Origin of the sequence: Micromonospora sp. DH14 (assembly GCF_029809455.1) — a bacterium.
Lineage (GTDB): Bacteria > Actinomycetota > Actinomycetes > Mycobacteriales > Micromonosporaceae > Micromonospora > Micromonospora parva.
The window spans coordinates 1-17,480 of record NZ_JARVKT010000005.1 but is presented as its reverse complement, the minus strand read 5'-3'; the positions used below and the strand labels follow the sequence as shown (position 1 = coordinate 17,480).

General features: G+C 72.0%; 19 protein-coding genes. 15 read left to right on the top strand and 4 right to left on the bottom strand.

The window, feature by feature from the left end:
* Window positions 1-12 precede the first annotated feature (12 nt).
* Window positions 13-1,269, top strand: a complete 1,257-nt coding sequence (locus tag QCZ28_RS08950) for a beta-ketoacyl synthase N-terminal-like domain-containing protein (RefSeq protein WP_279516151.1) — start codon at window positions 13-15, stop codon at window positions 1,267-1,269.
* Window positions 1,266-1,616 (top strand): antibiotic biosynthesis monooxygenase, encoded by a 351-nt coding sequence (locus QCZ28_RS08945; RefSeq protein ID WP_279516150.1) that lies wholly within the window; start codon window positions 1,266-1,268, stop codon window positions 1,614-1,616. Before QCZ28_RS08950 ends, QCZ28_RS08945 begins: the two co-directional genes overlap by 4 nt.
* Before the next feature lie 15 nt (window positions 1,617-1,631).
* On the opposite strand, the gene sigJ is transcribed toward QCZ28_RS08945, so the two are convergent.
* The 3 genes from sigJ to QCZ28_RS08930 all read right to left on the bottom strand — a co-directional run bounded on the left by sigJ (window position 1,632) and on the right by QCZ28_RS08930 (window position 3,680).
* Complete coding sequence (gene sigJ / locus QCZ28_RS08940) at window positions 1,632-2,630, bottom strand: RNA polymerase sigma factor SigJ (RefSeq protein WP_279516149.1); 999 nt, start codon at window positions 2,628-2,630, stop codon at window positions 1,632-1,634.
* A gap of 52 nt (window positions 2,631-2,682) precedes the next feature.
* Window positions 2,683-3,417, bottom strand: coding sequence for an NmrA family NAD(P)-binding protein (locus tag QCZ28_RS08935; protein ID WP_279516148.1), 735 nt, complete (start codon window positions 3,415-3,417; stop codon window positions 2,683-2,685).
* A gap of 101 nt (window positions 3,418-3,518) precedes the next feature.
* The gene (locus QCZ28_RS08930) at window positions 3,519-3,680 is read right to left on the bottom strand and encodes a hypothetical protein (RefSeq protein WP_279516147.1); all 162 of its coding nucleotides are present in this window, start codon (window positions 3,678-3,680) and stop codon (window positions 3,519-3,521) included.
* 391 nt (window positions 3,681-4,071) lie between these two features.
* Here QCZ28_RS08930 and QCZ28_RS08925 point away from each other — a divergent pair, with 391 nt between their 5' ends.
* Window positions 4,072-5,466, top strand: coding sequence for a class I adenylate-forming enzyme family protein (locus tag QCZ28_RS08925; protein ID WP_279516146.1), 1,395 nt, complete (start codon window positions 4,072-4,074; stop codon window positions 5,464-5,466).
* On the opposite strand, the gene QCZ28_RS08920 is transcribed toward QCZ28_RS08925, so the two are convergent.
* Window positions 5,394-6,080 (bottom strand): 4'-phosphopantetheinyl transferase superfamily protein, encoded by a 687-nt coding sequence (locus QCZ28_RS08920; protein WP_279516145.1) that lies wholly within the window; start codon window positions 6,078-6,080, stop codon window positions 5,394-5,396. The two genes, QCZ28_RS08925 and QCZ28_RS08920, sit on opposite strands and share 73 nt — an antisense overlap.
* Window positions 6,081-6,095: 15 nt before the next feature.
* Here QCZ28_RS08920 and QCZ28_RS08915 point away from each other — a divergent pair, with 15 nt between their 5' ends.
* The 12 genes from QCZ28_RS08915 to QCZ28_RS08860 all read left to right on the top strand — a co-directional run bounded on the left by QCZ28_RS08915 (window position 6,096) and on the right by QCZ28_RS08860 (window position 17,346).
* The gene (locus QCZ28_RS08915; RefSeq protein ID WP_030332988.1) at window positions 6,096-6,362 is read left to right on the top strand and encodes an acyl carrier protein; all 267 of its coding nucleotides are present in this window, start codon (window positions 6,096-6,098) and stop codon (window positions 6,360-6,362) included.
* Complete coding sequence (locus QCZ28_RS08910) at window positions 6,362-6,607, top strand: acyl carrier protein (protein ID WP_279516144.1); 246 nt, start codon at window positions 6,362-6,364, stop codon at window positions 6,605-6,607. The genes QCZ28_RS08915 and QCZ28_RS08910 overlap by 1 nt, the downstream gene beginning before the upstream one ends.
* A complete protein-coding gene (locus QCZ28_RS08905; RefSeq protein WP_279516143.1) occupies window positions 6,600-7,706 on the top strand; it encodes a beta-ketoacyl synthase N-terminal-like domain-containing protein in 1,107 nt (368 codons plus the stop codon). The genes QCZ28_RS08910 and QCZ28_RS08905 overlap by 8 nt, the downstream gene beginning before the upstream one ends.
* Before the next feature lie 167 nt (window positions 7,707-7,873).
* Window positions 7,874-8,320: a beta-ketoacyl synthase chain length factor gene (locus QCZ28_RS08900; protein ID WP_279516142.1), complete on the top strand. Its 447-nt coding sequence runs from the start codon at window positions 7,874-7,876 to the stop codon at window positions 8,318-8,320.
* Window positions 8,317-9,933, top strand: coding sequence for a class I adenylate-forming enzyme family protein (locus tag QCZ28_RS08895; protein ID WP_279516141.1), 1,617 nt, complete (start codon window positions 8,317-8,319; stop codon window positions 9,931-9,933). The genes QCZ28_RS08900 and QCZ28_RS08895 overlap by 4 nt, the downstream gene beginning before the upstream one ends.
* A complete protein-coding gene (locus tag QCZ28_RS08890; protein WP_279516140.1) occupies window positions 9,930-11,168 on the top strand; it encodes a beta-ketoacyl-[acyl-carrier-protein] synthase family protein in 1,239 nt (412 codons plus the stop codon). The genes QCZ28_RS08895 and QCZ28_RS08890 overlap by 4 nt, the downstream gene beginning before the upstream one ends.
* Before the next feature lie 74 nt (window positions 11,169-11,242).
* On the top strand, window positions 11,243-12,334 hold the full coding sequence (gene hppD, locus QCZ28_RS08885) for a 4-hydroxyphenylpyruvate dioxygenase (protein WP_279516139.1): 1,092 nt from the start codon (window positions 11,243-11,245) through the stop codon (window positions 12,332-12,334).
* Entirely contained in the window at window positions 12,331-13,260 is a 930-nt protein-coding gene (locus tag QCZ28_RS08880; protein ID WP_279516138.1) for a phytanoyl-CoA dioxygenase family protein, read from the top strand. The genes hppD and QCZ28_RS08880 overlap by 4 nt, the downstream gene beginning before the upstream one ends.
* Before the next feature lies 1 nt (window position 13,261).
* The gene (locus QCZ28_RS08875; RefSeq protein ID WP_279516137.1) at window positions 13,262-14,053 is read left to right on the top strand and encodes a DUF3050 domain-containing protein; all 792 of its coding nucleotides are present in this window, start codon (window positions 13,262-13,264) and stop codon (window positions 14,051-14,053) included.
* Window positions 14,050-15,021: a thiamine pyrophosphate-dependent dehydrogenase E1 component subunit alpha gene (locus QCZ28_RS08870; RefSeq protein WP_279516136.1), complete on the top strand. Its 972-nt coding sequence runs from the start codon at window positions 14,050-14,052 to the stop codon at window positions 15,019-15,021. The genes QCZ28_RS08875 and QCZ28_RS08870 overlap by 4 nt, the downstream gene beginning before the upstream one ends.
* A gap of 1 nt (window position 15,022) precedes the next feature.
* Window positions 15,023-15,991: a transketolase C-terminal domain-containing protein gene (locus tag QCZ28_RS08865; RefSeq protein ID WP_279516135.1), complete on the top strand. Its 969-nt coding sequence runs from the start codon at window positions 15,023-15,025 to the stop codon at window positions 15,989-15,991.
* Window positions 15,988-17,346 carry a hypothetical protein gene (locus QCZ28_RS08860; protein ID WP_279516134.1) on the top strand — a complete coding sequence of 453 codons (1,359 nt, stop codon included), beginning with the start codon at window positions 15,988-15,990 and terminating at the stop codon, window positions 17,344-17,346. Before QCZ28_RS08865 ends, QCZ28_RS08860 begins: the two co-directional genes overlap by 4 nt.
* Window positions 17,347-17,480: the final 134 nt, after the last annotated feature.

The following is a 17,480-nucleotide window of genomic DNA, read 5'->3' as shown; positions in this document are numbered from 1 at the left end:
CGGAGTGGTGGCGTGAGCGCCGAGGTCGCGCGCGCGGTGGTGACCGGCATCGGGGTGGTCGCGCCGAGCGGCATCGGCGCGGACGCGCACTGGCGTACGGTGCTCGCCGGCACCCGCCGGACCGGGCCGATCACCCTGTTCGACCCGTCCGGCTACCCGACCCGCTTCGGTGGGGAGGTGCCCGACTTCACCGCCGACTCCTACGCCGACAGCCGGCAGTTGGTGCAGACCGACAGGTGGACCCATCTCGGGTTCGCCGCCACCCGGCTGGCGTTGGCCGACGCGGGCCTGCCCGACCGGGCCCCCGACCCGTACGGCTACGCGGTGACCCTGGCCAGCTCGTCCGGCGGCAACCTGTTCGGTCAGCGGGAGCTGCAACGCCTGTGGGGCGGCACGTCACGCACGGTCGGGGCGTACCAGTCGATTGCCTGGTTCTACGCGGCCAGCGTCGGGCAGCTCTCCATCCACCACCAGTTCAAGGGCCCGAGCGGGGTGCTGGTCGCCGAGTCGGCCGGCGGGCTGGACAGCCTGGCGCACGCCGCCCGTGCGGTACGCCGGGGCACCCCGGTGGTGATCGCCGGGGCCACCGAGTGCCCGTTGAGCCCGTACGCGCTGGCCTGCCAGCTGCGCTCTGGGCTGCTCAGCGACGTCGCCGACCCGGAGCGGGCGTACCGGCCGTTCGACGCCACGGCCAGCGGCTACCTGCCGGCCGAGGGCGGAGCGGTGTTCGTGGTGGAGGAGCTGGGGCACGCCCTGGCCCGGGGCGCCCGGGTCTACGGCGAGGTGAGCGGGTGGGGGTCCACCCACGACGCCGCGCACACCACTGCGGACAGCGCCGGTGACCCGGCCCAGTACGCGCGGGCGATGCGCCTGGCCCTCGACCGGGCGGGTGTCGCCGCGGCCGGCATCGACGTGGTGCTGCCCGACGCGCTCGGGGTGCCCCGCTACGACCGCAGCGAGGCCGAGGCCCTGCGGGCCGTGTTCGCCGACCGGCCGCCGCCGGTGACCACCCAGAAACCGCTGACCGGTCGGGCGTACCAGGGCGGTTCGGCGTTGGACGTGGCCACCGCGCTGCTCGCCTTCGCCCACGACACGCTGCCCGCGTCGGCCGGCCCGGACGAGGTGGCCGAGGGTTGCGAGCTGGACTTCCTCCGGGAGCACCGCCGGCCGCGCAGCCGGCTCGCGCTGGTGTGCGCGCGGGGCTTCGACGGATTCAACAGCGCGCTGGTCCTGCGCGGGGCCGCGCCGATGAGGGGAGAGGCGTCATGACCGACCAACGGGCCCGGGTGGTCTTCCTGGTACGGGTGCCGGTGCCGCGCACCGAGCAGTTCTTAGCCGCGTACGAGCAGGTGCGGCACCTGGTCGCCGGTGGGGTGCCGGGGCACCTTGTCGACCAGGTGTGCCGTTCGTCGACCGACCCGGAGCAGTGGTTGATCACCAGTGAGTGGGCGAGCCTGGCCGACTTCGAGAACTGGGAACGCAGCCCCGAACACCGGGACCTGGTGCGCCCGATGCGGGAGTGCTTCACCGACGCCCGTTCCCTGCGCTTCCACATCCACGCCCAGACCCCCGAGACCGTCAGGACCATCGGGAGCGCTGTTGGCGTCGACCGCTGAAAGAGTCAGGAGCTCCTAGTCCAGTGACCAACTCGTCAGCTTCAGCGGATTGAGCATCAGCCACACGTTCGTGACACATTCAGCACTGACGTCAAAGGTGGCCATTCCATATCGACGCTCCCCGTTCCTAATTATGTATCCGAGACCGTCAGCCGTGTCTCGTCGCTCAAAACGGAGAGCGGGTTGCTTGCGCATCACTCCCATGAACCATCGCGCTACATGATCCGAACCACGGATAACCTGCGGTGCGGCATTGACGAATCCGCCGCCATCTACGCGCAGTTCGACATCTGGGGCCAATACGCGCAACAGGTCTTCAATATTCCCTCCCGCCGTTGCGTCGCGGAATGCCCGAACAACTTCGTCATGCTGTCGAGGAGGAACTTGTGCTCGCCTTCCTCCTCGAATGTGCCGACGTGCGGACGTCGCCAATTGCCTTACGGCTCCTGGTGAGCGGCCTACCACGCCGGCAATCTCAACGAACGGCACGCCGAATACGTCATGCAGTACGAACGTTACTCGCTCCGCTGGGGTCATAGACTCGAGGACCGTCAACAAAGCCATGCTGACCGTGTCATCCAGGGAAACGCGATCGAGCGGATCGGCGGTGATATTACTGGAACTCGTTGGCTCCTTCACTGCGTCCGCAAAGAGGTCAGCTGGGACTGGCTCCGGTAGCCATTGTCCGACGTACGTCTCCCGTCGTGCCCGCGCGGAGCCCAGCATGTCGAGTGAGATGCGGCTAGCAACTCGCATCAACCAGGCAGCGGGCGTGGCAATCGCTTCGCGTTCCTCGGCCTCAAGGCGGTACCATCTGACATACGTTTCTTGCACCACATCTTCAGCGTCGGCCAGGGTGCCCATCATACGAAAGGCCAGCGACATCAAACGACGTCGTTCGGCCGCGACGGAATCGAGATTCCGTGATTCGTCACGCTCGGCTCCTCCGAACCCTGCGGATTCGACAGGAAAATCTTCCGACATTGGGCGCCCTTTCCGAACCAAGCGCGGCATGCCGCCACTGTCGTCCGACAGTCGACCGTTCCATCGTCCTCCTATGCTGGTTTCAGGCGAGGGGGATTCCTGGAACGGGGTACCGCACAGTGCCTACCCGGTGGGCGCCACGTGGAACCATGGCATCAGGTGCCCCTTCCGCGTCCACGGTCACAACCTCGCGGTCGTCTCCGCGATCGGCCAGCGTGGCACGGAAGAGGTCATCGTGGTAGAAGCGGTCGGGTCCAGCGATTTCGACCTCGCTTCCCGGCTCCAATGTCGTGGCAGCCTCGGTGAGCAGTTCGATGACCTCGTCCAGCTCGACGGGCTGGATGAACGACCTGGGAGCGAGGACCTTGCCGTCCACGGTGTGCTGGTCGATGAGGATGGGAATGTAGCTCTGGAACTGAGTGGCTCGGATGATGGTTGCGGGGATCGAACCGGATCGTGCGGCCCTCTCCTGCGCCACCTTGCCGAGGTAGTACCCGATGTCGGACGCGTCTCCCTGTCCGACGCCGACGATGGAGAGCAGGACGTGATGACGCACACCTGCCCGCTTGCCCTCCGCGTTCAGATTGTTGGTCGATTCCTCGAAGAACGAAATCGCCCCCGCCGCGTCAAAGCGGGGGGTGTTCAGGACGTTCACGATGGTGTCGACTCCGACGAGGGCCTCGGCGAGTCCTTCGCCAGAGAGCACGTCGATCCCGTCATCAAGTCCTCCCGAGGCCACCTCGATGCCCCTGGCCTCCAGCTTGTCAGCAAGGGGGGAGCCGACGCGGCCGTGCCCACCAGCGATGAAAACCTTCACTTTGCACTCCGTTCCGGGGCCACCGGTTGCCGCCCTCACCACTATGACGACGCAGGCCAGGGATATGTGAGGCTCCGAGGCGGATCTTTTCTCGGAGCCCCTCAGTCGCCGCGAGCGGCTGGGCAACCGGGGGCGGGCCGCACCGACGACTGGCCCCGGCTGCCCGCGCCGAACACCGCGCGGCTCACCTCGTCGATGCTGCGTGCGCCCACCTCGACAGCGGCGACGTCACCGGAGCGGGGCGCGCGTTGGCCGACGCCCACGTCATCGCACCCGGCGAGATCCGTCTTCGCCCTGCCGCCCGTACCCTGATCGCCAAGATCGCCCATCGCGGCCCGGCGGCTGCGGGCGTGGCTCGGCTGGCCGACCTCATCGGCCTCTCCCGTGCCTGATCGACTCGGATTCCCGGAAACCGCGGTGTCCCATCGCGGGGGACAGCCCGGCTTCCAGGAAGCCGAGTCGATCATGGCCGGCAGGTGGGAACGAGCGGTCAGCGGCGGTATGTGGCAATCGGTCCGGGCGCTCAATTCGATCTAGCCATTTGCATCTAGCGATGCCAAGCGCGGCTGTCGTAGGGTTCCGGCAGCACCTCGAAAGATGTCAGAAATTGGCTCTTATGCCCTACTTTGCGCTGCGCGTCGAATGGTGGGGGCAATGAAGCATTTCGCCGAAAACCTTACGGTAGATGACCCGGTCTGGGTGGACGAAGTCCTGTTCGCGGGCCGACCGGCCGACGTTTGTCTCCGACTGCCCGAACCGATCGACCGGGTCACCCTGCACCGCCTGGTCACCGCCGCGCAGGACCGGCTCACCGCCGCCGGACTGCGCCCCGGTGGCGCCGCCGCGCTGCGGCTGCCGCCGTCCCTGGCGTACGTGGTGAACCTGCTCGCCACCTGGCGCGCCGGGGGTCAGGCGATCCTGCTCGACCACCGGCTCACCGACCACGAGGTGGACCGCGCGCTGCTCCGGTTGACCCCGCAGGTGGTGATCGCCCCGGTGCGCACCGGTGGCGGCGCGCTGAAGATCTTCGTCGACGTCACCGAGGGCGTCACGCGCTACGCCGACCGTCCGGCGGTCAGCGGTCACGCCGTGATCCAGCTCAGCTCCGGCTCCACCGGCCCGTCCAAGGTGATCGGCCGCACCGCCGCCGACCTGGTCGCCGAGGTGCACCGCTACACCCGGATCGACGGGGTGGCGCTGCCCGGCGAGCGGATCATCCTGCTGCCCTCGATGGTGCACGTGCTCGGCCTGGTCGGCGGCCTGCTCTACGGGCTGCACGCCGGGGTCGAGCTGGTCCCGCCCCAACGGCTCAGCGGCGACGCCGTGCTGGCCGCCATCGGTGCCGGCACCACACCGGCCACCGTGCTGGGCGTGCCGTTCCACATCGGACTGCTCGCCTCCACCCGACCGGCCGGGCCCCTGCCGCAGCTGCGGCGGATGACCACCGGGGGTGAGCTGGTGCCGGCCGCCGTCGCCCGGGCGTTCACCGACCGGTACGGGGTTCCCCTGGGCAACATGTACGGGATGACCGAGGTCGGGGTGATCGGCACCGACCTGCACGGCGCACACCGACCGTCGATCGCCCCCGCGCCCGGCATCGAGGTCCGGGAGCGCGGCGGTGAGCTGTGGGTGTCCTGCCCGGCGTCACCGTACGTCGGGCTGAGCGACCCGACCCGCTGGTCCGACGGCTGGCTGCACACCCGCGACGCCGGCACCGTCGACGAGGACACCGGCCTGGTCACCGTGCGCGGTCGACTCGACTCGCAGGTCTCCGTCGGCGGGATGAAGGTCGACCTGACCGAGGTGGAGGCCACCGTCACCGAGCTGACCGGGGTGTCCGCCGCGGTGGTCGTCTGGGACGACGGCATCACCGCGTACGTCCAACCCGACGGCCCGCTGTCGGAGGAGACGCTGGACAAGCTCCTCGCCGAACGGTTGGCCGGCTACAAACGGCCCCGGACGCTGCACCTGCTCGATCAGTTGCCCCGCACCACCACCGGCAAGCTGGTCCGCTCGACCGACGCGCTGCGCTCGGCGGTCAGCCCGTGACCGGGCCCCTGCACCACCTCGACGTCGACCCGCGTGGCCGCGTACCCGGCGACCGCCAGGACCAGGCCCTCGCCCAGCGGCGGGTGACCGACCCGGACGGGCCCGGCGCCGGGCACCGGCCGCAACGGCAGCCCCGGCGTCGGCATCAACCGGCGCAGCCCGCCGCCGCGCAACCCCCGCCCGAGCGCCTTACCGACCGCCTCCTTCGCGGTCCACAACCGCAGGAAGTCCACCGTCCGGCCGGCCTCGGGCCGATCGCCCAACCAGGCCAGCTCGGCGGGCGGGAACCAGCGGGCGGCCAGCGCGAGCGCCGGCAGCGGGCGGACCCGTTCCACGTCCACCCCGACCGCGCCGCCCCGACGGGCGGCGACCACCACCAGCCCGGCGGTGCGGCTGACGCTGACCGCCAGCTCGACCGGCCCGGTCACGTCGTCGACCCGGACCACCGGCCGTCCCGCGCTGTCGTGCGTCAGCACCACAGCGGTCTCCGCGCGGCCGAGCAGCAGAGCACCCGCCCGCCGCAGCAGCACAGCGGCCGGATCCGGCTGACCGCCGGTGTCCCGGCCGACCCACACGTAGGCGGTGTCCCGACCGGACACCGTCAGCTGGCCCACGCAGAGAGGGTATCCATGAGAGCCGAGGTCCGCGCCTTCGTCGTCGAGCAGCTCGCCGACATGAACTACGACGTCGAGGGGCTCGACGACGACACCACACTCGGCCCGTCCGGCGTCGACCTGGAGTCTCTCGCCCTGGCCGACCTGTCCGTCCGGGTCGAGGACCGCTACGGCGTGACGTTCGCCGACGACGAGTCCGAGCAGCTGGCCCTGATGACTGTCGGCGAGTTCACCACGATGGTCGCCAAGCGCGTCGCCGAGGCCACGAGCGACCCGGTCTGATGGGCGGTCAGCCCGATCTGGGGCGAGCTGACCTGCTGAGCATGCTCGCCGAACTCACCGCGAAACCAGCCGCCGAGGTGTCCGACCGGATCGGCTCGATGGAGCTCGCCTGGCTGGTGCACCTCGTCGAGCAGCGCTACGACCGCCGGCTCGACCTGGCCGACGACGAGCTGGCCGGCATCCGTACCGTCGACGACGCCCTGGCGGTGTTCCGGGCGTCGCTGACCGCACCCACAGATGGTTGAGGCGCGCGTCGCCCAGCTCACCGGTGTGTACGCCGTCAGCGCCCTCGGTCGGGGCGCCGACGCGCAGCTTGCCGGCGTGCTGGCCGGTGTGCCGGCCTTCGGCCCGGTACGCCGGTTCGACACCGCCGCCCGTCGGGTCACCGTGGCGGCCACCCTGCCCGAGGTCGGCACGCTGACCGACGAGCTGGCCGCCGCGATCGACGAGGCGTGCCGGGCGGCCGGCCTGGACCGCGAGGGCCGCACCGGGTGCGCCCTGCTGCTTGCCGTCCACGGCGGACCGGCCACCGGCCCGGCCCCGGCCGTGCTCGCCGGTCAGCTCGCCGCCCGATGTGGCCTCTCCGGGCACACCCGGGTCTACACCAGCGCCTGCGTGTCGGCGAGCACGGCGGTGGCCGACGCCGCCGCTCAGATCACCCGCGGTGACGTCGAACGGGTGGTCGTCGCCGCCGGCTACCTGGTGGAGCCGGACCAGTTCGCGCTCTTCGACGCCGGTCGCGCCCTCGCGGTCGACGGGGCGGTCCGCCCCTTCAGCGCCGGCCGGCGGGGGCTGTTGCTCGGCGACGGCGTGGCCGCGGTGGTGCTGGAGTCGAGCAGCGGCCGACGACGCGGTGGCGCCGATCCGGTGGCCACCGTGGCCGGGTGGGGACGGGCCGGTGACGCGTTCCACCCCTGCCAGCCGGAGCCCGGCGGCACCGGGCTGGCCCGCGCGATCGGCGGCGCGCTGCGCCGGGCCGGGCTGGCACCGCGGGCCGTCGGTTACGTCAACGCCAACGCCACCGGCACCGCGCAGAGCGACGCCGCCGAGGCTGCCGCGCTGCACCGGGCCCTCGGCGGGCACGCCACCGAGGTCCCGGTCAGCTCCACGAAGTCGGTGCACGGGCACGCGCTGGAGGCGTCCGGCCTGCTCGAACTGGTGGTCACCGCCCTCGCGCTGCGCCACGGTGAGCTGCCGGTCAACGCCGGCTGGCAGGGCCCCGACGAGGCGTGCCCACTCGACGTCATCACCACCGCTCCACGCCGCACGGCGGTCACCCACGCCCTGACCCTGAACGCCGCCTTCGGCGGAGCCAACACCGCCCTCCTGGTCGGCGTCGGATGACCGCCGCCAACTCCCCGCGATCTTGCACTTTCTGTCCCGACGAATCCGACCAAGTGCCCGAAACGACGACCGAAACTGCAAGATCACCGGGGGAGAGGGCGAGGGCGGGGGCGAGGGCGGGGGAGAGGGCGAGGGCCTGGTGGCCGGAGGTCGGGGACGAGGGCGGCGTGGCGGGGGTGCCGGGGTTCGTGCACTCGGACTTCGCGCCGGTGGTGGTGGCCGTCGCCGAGCGGTGCCTGCGGCGGGGGTACGGGACCCAGCCGGTGCCACCCGAGGTGCTTACGGGGATCGTGCTGGTCAGCGCCAGCGGCGACCTGGCCAGCGCCCGACACGTACGGGCGACCGTCGAGGCCGGCGGGCGGGTCGGCCCGCTGTTCTTCTTCCAGTCCGTGCCCAACAGCGTCGCCGGGCACATCGCCGCCCGGTGGGGCCTGCGCGGTCCGGTGGTCTGTCTCAGCCCGACCGGCGACCCGTACACCGACGGTGTCGCCGAGGCCGACCTGCTACGCGACGACGGTGACGCCGACGAGGTGTTGCTGATCCTGATCGAACAGGCACCCGACGGGCCGACCGAGGCGGTCGCGGTGCTGCTGGGGGGAGGAGCACGACCATGAGGAAACGGGGACTGCGCGGCGCACTGGCCGCCGACACCGAACTGGGGGCGGGCAACGTCCTGGCCCGGGTGCTGGCGCACGGCGCCGACCCGGACGGGCCCGGCCTGACCTTCGACACCGCCGTCGACGGGCACCCCGCCGAGACGCCACTGACGCTGGGACGGCTCGACGAACGGGTCGCCGCCCGCGCCGCCTGGCTGCACGAACACGGGGTACGCCCCCGCGACCCGGTCGCCGTCTGGGCCACCGCCGCCGCCGACATGGTGCTCAGCTTCCTGGCGCTGGCCCGCCTCGGCGCGATCCCGGCGCTGATGAACGGCAAGCTTCGCCCGGAGATCGCCGCCGAGTACATCCGCCGCCTGCGGGGCGTCGGGGTGCTGGCCGACGACGCGCACACCGCGCTGCTGGCCGGGCATGACCTGGGCGTGCCGCTGCTCGGCACCCCCGCGCAGGCCGGCACGGGCGACCCGGCCGCCGCCCCGGCGCACTACCGGCACCACCCGGACGACCCGATCGTCATCACCCACACCTCCGGGACGACCGGGGTGCCCAAGGCGGTGCTGCACTCACACGCCAGCCTCTTCGCGGCCACCCGGCACCTGCTCACCATGCCGCAGGCGCAGGGCACCACCCGGATCCTCAACGCGTTGCCCGCACCGCACACCGCGACGGTGCTGATGGTCAACCAGGCGCTGGGCAACCGCGCGCAGATGTTCCTGCTGTCCGAGCAGGGCGGCGAGCAGGTGCTCGACGCGATCCAACGCTGGCGCCCCGACGGGGTGTTCGGCTTCTCGGTCACCTGGGCGGAGCTGGCCCGCTTCGACCTGTCCGGGTACGACCTGGACTCGGTGCGGCTGTGGTTCAACACCGGCGACGCCTCGCACGAGCCGCACATCCGCCGCCTCGTGGCGGTCGGTTGGCACGACACCGTCACCCGGGACGGGGTGGCGAAGGTGCCCGGGTCGGTCTTCATCGACGGGTTGGGTTCCAGCGAGATGGGGCACTCGATGTTCCACATCACCCACCGCGCCGACACCGACCGGTACGGCCGGTGCATCGGCCGCCCGTACCAGTTCGCCAACGTCGCGGTGCTCGACGCCGACGGTGAGCCGGTGCCGGCCGGCGAGGTGGGTTTCCTGGGCATCGACTCGCCGTCGCTGTTCCGCGGCTACTGGAACGACTCGGTCACCACCTACCGCTTCCGCCAGCGCGGCTGGTACCTCACGGGTGACCTGGTCCGCGCCGACGCCGACGGCCGCTACTACCACCTGGACCGGGCGGTGGACTCGGTCGACGCGGGTGACGGGCGGCGCTTCTACACGGCGCTGTCCGAGGAGCGGATCCTCGCCGCCTGCCCGGACGTCACCGACTGCACCGTGGTGATCGTCGCCGAGGCCGGGGTGGTGGTCACCGACGTGCTGCTGGAGTTGGCCGCCGGCGCGGACGAGGCGCAGGACCGCACCGAGCGGGTCCGCGCCGCTCTCGGTGCCGACGTCGGCGCCACCCTGCGGCGGGTCGTGCCGGTGCGCTCCGCCGACATCCCGGTCACCGTGACCGGCAAGGTCCGCAAGGTGGTCCTGCGGGAGCGCTACCTCACCGAGGCGCGTTCGTGACCGCGCTGATCACCGGGATGGGGCTGTTCACCCCGGTCGGGCGGGGGGTCGAGGAGACCTTCGACGCCCTGACCACCGGCCGGTCCGGGCTGACCCGTCCGGCCGAGGGGCACCCGGCGCGGGAGTCGCTGGACGTCGCCGGCCTGCTGCCCGACATCGACCCGCGTACCGTCGCGTCCGGGCCGGAGGCCCGGATCCTGGACCGGATCGTCGTGCTCGCCCTGCTCGCCGCCGCCGACGCCCTCGCCGACGCCGGCATCGTGGTGGGCCGCGACGTCGACCCCGACCGGATCGGTGTGATCGTCGGCGGGGTCGGCGGGATGGCCACCCTGGAGTCGCAGGTGCTGGCCCGCGCGGCCCGGGGTCGGGCGGCGGTCAGCCCGTACCTGCTCACCGGGATCCTGCCGAACATGCCGGCGGCGCGGATCGCCATCGCCCACGGCATCCGGGGTTACAGCTCGTCGGTCGGCACCGCCTGCGCCTCCGGCGCCCAGGCGATCGCCGACGGGGTCCGGCTCATCGCGACCGGGGAAGCCGACGTGGTGCTGTGCGGGGCCAGCGAGGCACCGCTGTTCCCGACCTTCGCCGACACCTTCGGCAACGCAAGGGCGTTGGCGCGTGCCGGCACCGACCCGGGCCGGGCGAGCCGGCCGTTCGACACCTCCCGCAGCGGCTTCGTCCTGTCCGAGGGCGCCGCGCTGCTCGTGCTGGAGCGCGCCGAGCACGCCGCGGCGCGTGGCCTCACCGGGTACGCCGAGGTGGCCGGGCACGGCGCGACGACTGACGCGTACCACCCGACCGCCCCCCGACCGGACGGTGCCGGCGCGGCGGCGTGCATCCGCCGGGCCCTGCGCAGCGCCGGTGTGCCGGCGGCGGTGGTCGGTTACGTCAACGCGCACGGCACCGGCACCAAGCTCGGTGACATCGCGGAGACCACCGCACTGGCGGACGTCTTCGGCGTCGGCGGCGTGCCGGTCAGCTCCACCAAGGCGCTCACCGGTCACCTGCTCGGCGCCTCCGGGGTGGTGGAGGCGGCGGCCACCGCTGTGGCGCTCGGTCGGGGGCTGCTGCCGCCGACGTACCACCTCGACGACCCGGACCCGGCCTGCCCGGCGGACCACATCCGTGGCGCGCCCCGCAAGGCCGACCCGGAGTACGCGGTCACCAACTCGTTCGGGTTCGGCGGCCAGAACGTGAGCCTGGTGCTGGCACGCGTCGCCGAGCCGAGGGGGTGATCGAGGCGGCATCCCGGGCGGGCGCGCCCGGACGGCAACGCGGGGGGAACTGTGTGGGAGGGGTTTCAGGGGACATGGACATCAGTGGTATCGACCACATCGAACTCTACGTGGGGGACGCCCGGCAGGCGGCCTTCTACTTCAGCACCGCCGTCGGCTTCGAGATCTGTGGCCAGGGTGGCCCGGAGACCGGGCTGGAAGGGCAGCGCTCGCTGCTGCTCTGCCACGGCGACATCCGACTGCTGCTCACCTCCGGCCTGAGCGCCGAGCATCCGGCGGCCCGGTACGTGCAGCGCCACGGTGACGGCATCGCTGTCGTCGCGGTCGAGGTCGACGACGTGTCGGCCGCGTACGCCGAGCTGGTGGGCCGGGGTGCGACCGGCGTGACGCCGCCGACCACCCGCACCGGCGCGGACGCCGAGGTGGTGATCGCCGAGGTGGACGGCTTCGCCGACGTGCGGCACCGGCTGGTGCAGCGCCGGGGCGACCGGGCCGAGTTCCTGCCCGGGGCCATCACACCGACGGCGTCGTCGGCGCAGGAGCATCCGCCGGTGCTCGCGGAGATCGACCACCTGGCGGTCTGCGTGCCGCCCGGTCAGCTCGACGAGACGGTCCGGCACTTCGAGGCGCTGTTCGACTTCGCGCAGATCTTCGAGGAGCACATCGAGGTCGACGGGCAGGGGATGAACTCCAAGGTGGTGCAGAGCCCGTCCGGGCGGGTCACGGTGGTCCTGCTCGAACCGGACCGCACCCGGCGGCCGGGGCAGATCGACGCGTTCCTCGACCAGCACGCCGGTGGGGGAGTGCAGCACCTGGGGCTGCGCACCGAGGACATCGTCGCCGCCGTGGAGGCGCTGGGCCGGCGCGGGGTGCGCTTCGCCGGCACCCCGGCCAGCTACTACGACGCCCTGGAGGCGCGGGTCGGCCGGGTGGACGCCCCACTGGACCGACTGCGCGAGCTGGGTGTGCTTGTCGACTCCGACCACGACGGTCAGCTGTTGCAGATCTTCGCCGAGTCGATGCACGTGCGACGCACGCTCTTCCTGGAGCTGATCGAGCGGCGCGGCGCGCGGGGCTTCGGCAGCGGCAACATCAAGGCCCTCTACGAGGCCAAGGAGCGGGAGCTGGCCGCCGTGGCGGCCACACCACAGGAGGTGGGCGCATGACCGTGACCGGGTTCGGGTCGACGTTGACCGCCGAGGAGCGGGAGCTGCTGCCGTCCGACGACGACGTGCGGCACTACGCCGAGCACGGCTGGTACCTGTCGAAGAAGGTCTTCACCGACGACGAGGTGGACGCCCTCGCCGCCGCCGCTGCGCGCTACTACGACGGTGAGCGGGACCGCCGGCTGCCGGTCCGCCCGCCGAAGCTCGCCTACTGGGACCCGTCCAGGGGCCCGGTGCAGCGGCACAACGACTACGTCCACCACGAGCACGACGGGCTCGGCGCGATCCTGCGCAAGCCGTTGATCGGCGCGGTCGCGGCCCGGCTGGCCCGGGCCGACGAGATCCGCGTCTTCCAGTCCACCCTGATCTACAAGCCGCCGATCGACGGGGAGCCCAGCAACATCGTGCCCTGGCACTTCGACAAGCACTACTGGGCGTCCTCGTCGTCGGAGCAGATGCTCACCGCGTTCATCCCCTTCCACGACTGCGGGGAGGAGATGGGCACCATCACCATGGTCGACGGTTCGCACCGGTGGAAGGAGATCGGCGCGGACGACACGGTGGTGCGGCACTTCGCCGACCGGGACCGCAGCCAGCTGGAGGAGATGCTGGCCGAGAACGCCGCGTACAACGGCGCGGAGATCCGCAAGATCCCGATGGTGATCCCGAAGGGACACGTGAGTTTCCACCACTGCCGCACCTATCACGGCAGCGGCCCCAACGTCAGCGGTCGGCCCCGACAGGCGATCTCGCTGCACCTGCAGGACGGCGACAACGCCTGGCGGGAGTACCCGCTCTCGGACGGCACCCTCGCCGCGTACAACCACGACGTGCTGGTCCGCCGTACCCACGACGGGCGGCCGGACTACGCGGACCCCGACTACTGCCCGGTCATCTGGCGCCACCGCGCCCAGCAGGGAGGCTGACATGTCACGGTACGACTGGGGTAGGACGCACCCGGGCATCGAGCGGTTGGAGCGGGCGGTGACCGACCGACGCGACGCCGTGGTCAAGCACCCGCTCTACACCAACCTCGACACCCACGAGGCGCTCGTCACCTTCATGGAGCACCACGTCTTCGCGGTCTGGGACTTCATGTCCCTGCTGAAGTCGTTGCAGCGGCAGCTGACCTGCGTCAGCGTGCCGTGGATCCCGACCGGCCCGACCGGCAGTCGTCGCCTCATCAACGACATCGTCATGGTCGAGGAGAGCGACGAGCTGGGCGGCGGCTACATCAGCCACTTCGAGCTGTACGTGCGGGGCATGGCCGAGGCCGGCGCGGACACCACGGCGGTGAACGCCCTCATCGAGCTGCTGCGCGCCGGCCGTCCGGTCACCGAGGCGCTCACCGAGGCGGGGGTGCCCGCCGCGTCGGCGAGGTTCGCCGCGACCACCTGGCAGATCATCGAGTCGACGCCGGTGCACTGTCAGGCGGCGGCCTTCGCGTTCGGCCGGGAGGACCTGATCCCGGACATGTTCACCCAGGTCGTCTCGGTCAACGAGGTCAGCAACCGGCTGCACACGTTCGTCGACTACCTGGAACGCCACATCGAGGTCGACGGCGAACAGCACACCCCGATGGCCATGCAGATGCTCGCCGACCTGTGCGGCGACGACGACAGCAGGTGGCAGGAGTGCGCCGTCACCGTCAACACCGCGCTGGCCGCCCGGGCCAGGCTCTGGGACGACATCCTCGCCGCCATCAAGGGGCCGGTGTGACCGACGCCGACAGGGTCCGGCTCTACCGCACGGTCCGGCTGATCCGCCGGTTCGAGGAACGGGCGGTGGAGCTGGTCCACGGCGGGCAGATCGTCGGCGGCATCCACCCGTACCTCGGTCAGGAGGGGGTCGCCGCCGGCGTCTGCGCGGCGCTGGGTGCCGACGACGTGCTCGCCGGCACCCACCGGGGGCACGGGCACGTGCTGGCGCGCGGCGCCGACCCGGCCCGGATGCTCGCCGAGTTGTGCGGCCGGGTCACCGGCCTCAACGCCGGCCGGGGCGGTTCGATGCACGCCGCCGACCTGAGCATCGGTGTGCTCGGCGCCAACGCGATCGTCGGCGCCTCCGGGGCGATCATCACCGGCGCGGTCTGGGCCCGGCGACGGCAGGGCCGCGACACCGTCGGGGTGAGCTTCTTCGGCGACGGCGCTGTCAACGAGGGGATGCTGCTGGAGGCGTTCAACCTGGCGGCGCTCTGGCGGGTGCCGGTGCTGTTCGTCTGCGAGAACAACGGCTACGCCACCACCATGCCGGTCGCCGGCGCGGTGGCCGGCAGCATCGCCGGCCGGGCCGCCGCGTTCGACATCCCGGCCGTCGAGGTCGACGGCCAGGACCCCGAGACGGTACGCGCCGCCGCGGCCGCCGCCGTCGACCGGATGCGCGCCGGCGGTGGCCCCGAGTTGATCGAGGCCCGGACCTACCGCTTCGACGCCCACCACACCTTCGAACACGCGGTACGCCTCGACTACCGGCCGCCCGACGAGGTGACCCGGGGTCGGGCCCGCGACCCGGTCCGCATCCAGGGTGAGCGCCTCAGTGACACCGACCGCGCCGCCGTGGACGCCGAGGTCGAGGCGACAGTCGACGCGGCGGTGCGGTTCGCCCTGGACAGCCCCGAACCCGACCCGGCCGACGCGTTGACCTACCTGTACGCCAGCGGCCTGACCGCCCGCACCGGAGGTGGGTGAGATGCCGCGACTGTCGTACCGGCGGGCGCTGACCCGGGCCCTCGCCGACGAGTTGGCCCGCGACGAGGCGGTGTTCCTGCTCGGCGAGGACATCCAGGTCGGCGCCTCGCTGGTGACCACCGGGCTGGCCAAGCGGTTCGGGGCCGAACGGGTCCGCGACACGCCGCTGTCCGAGCAGGCGTTCACCAGCTTCGCCACCGGGGCGGCGCTGGCCGGGCTGCGGCCGGTGATCGAGTTCCAGATCCCGTCGCTGCTGTTCCTCGTCTTCGAGCAGATCGTCAACCACGCGCACAAGTTCCCGCTGATGACCGGTGGGCAGTGCCGTGTCCCCGTCACCTACCTGGTGCCCGGCTCCGGCTCGCGGACCGGGTGGGCCGGGCAGCACTCCGACCACCCGTACAGCCTCTTCGCGCACGTCGGCGTGGTCACCGTCGTGCCGGCCACCCCGGCCGACGCGTACGGGCTGCTGGTCACCGCGATCCGCCACGACGACCCGGTGGTGGTGTTCGCGCCGGCCGCCGCGATGGACGTGCGCGACGACGTCGACGACCTGACGCCGGTGCCGTTGGGCCGGGGCCGGATCCACCGCAACGGCTGCGACGTCACAGTGGTCGCGGTCGGGCACCTGGTGCACGACGCGCTCGCGGTCGCCGAGGAACTGGCCGACCAGGTCTCGGTGGAGGTGTTCGACCCGCGCACCCTGTACCCGTTCGACATCGACGGCCTCATCGAGTCGGTCACCCGTACCGGGCGACTCGTGGTGTTCGACGACGGCAACCGGTCCTGCGGCATGGCCGCCGAGATCATCGCCTCGGTGGTGGAGCGGGTCCGGCTGCTCGCCCCGCCGCGCCGGGTCACCCGACCGGACGGGGCGGTGCTGCCGTTCGCCCCGGCGCTGGACCGGGCCGTGCAACCCGGCCGGGACCACCTCGTCACCGCCATCCACCTGACCGTGAAGGACTCATCATGATCGACCCGAACTATCAGTGGCCGGCGGTCGGCCGGGCCTGGGCCGAGCTGCCGGAGCCGGCCCGGCGGGCCATGGTGGCCAGTGGGGCGGCGGCCTGGGAGCAGGTCTTCCACGGCCGGGCCACCTACAACAAGCAGTGGCGGCTGGCCCGGCCCCCGGTGCTCACCGCGGACGCCTGGCGGGAGCTCAACGAGGTCTGCGACCGGTTGGCGCAGCTCATCCTCGACGCCTGCCGTCGTCGCGCCGGTACCGCCGGGGAGCTGCGCCGGCTGCTCGGCGTACCGGCGGGGGAGACCCGGTTGCTGGACGAGGCCGAGCCGCTGACCGAGGCGCTGCTGGCCGCGTACCGACCGGATGTGATCTTCTCCGCCGGGGTGCCGAAGTTCGTCGAGTACAACATCGACAGCAGCCTCGGCGGCGGGTTCGACGCCGACACCGTCATCAAGCGGTACGCGCGCCTCTACCAGGACCAGGGCATCCTCGACGACCTGCCGGTGCGGGCCGCCCCGTCCCTGCTGGACCAGCGGTTCGTGGCGATCCGCGACGAGCTGCGACTGCCCGAGGGCGCCCGGGTGGCGCTGCTGATGGACTTCGACGCCGACTACCCCGGCCTGGACGACCCGCAGACGTTCATCCGGATCCTCGACCCGCTCGCCGTACGGGCCCGGGACTTCGGCATCGACCTGGTCATCGCCCCGGTCTCCACCGCCACAGTGGACGCCGACCAGCGCCTGGTCGTCGACGGCGCGCCGGTCGACGCGCTGTTCCGCCTGTTCGTGCCCAACCGGGTCACCCCGACCGCCGGCCTGGACGCGGTGGCCCGGGCCCTCGCCGCCGGCACGCTACCGATGTTCGTGTCGGCGGCGGCCTGGCTGCTCGGCAACAAGGTCACCTTCGCCTGGCTGTGGGAGGACGTGGCCGGGCTGCCCGCCGACGACCAGGCGCTGATCCGCCGGCACGTGCCGTACACGGTGCCGTTGACCGCCGCGGTGCTCGACCGGGCCATCGCCGAGCAGGCCACGCTGGTGGCGAAGCCGGCCGACGGTTCGGCCGGGCATGGGGTGCTGCTCGGCCCGGAGCTGAGCGCGGTGGACTGGGCCGACGGTGTGCGGGCTGCCGTCGACCAGGGCGGCGCGATCCTTCAGGAGTACCTGCCGACCGACCGGGTGTCGATGGACTTCGTCCAGATCGAGACCGGTGAGACGGTCACCGCCGACGTCCCGTACTCCCTGGCCCCGTACCTGTTCGGCCGGCAGGCCTCCGGCGGCCTGGCGCGGGTCGGTTACCCCGGCTGCGACGGAGTCCTCAACCTCGCCCACGGCGTCCTCCTAACCGGAGTCCTCCTGAAAACCTGACCCCCTTCTCCCCGATGCACCCTGCTCCTGTTGATCATGAAGTTATTGCCCTCCGGGGCGGCGTGTCGTGGCAACAACTTCATGATCAGCGCGCTGGGGGGTGGGTGGTGCGGGAGGGGGAGAGGGAGGGGGGG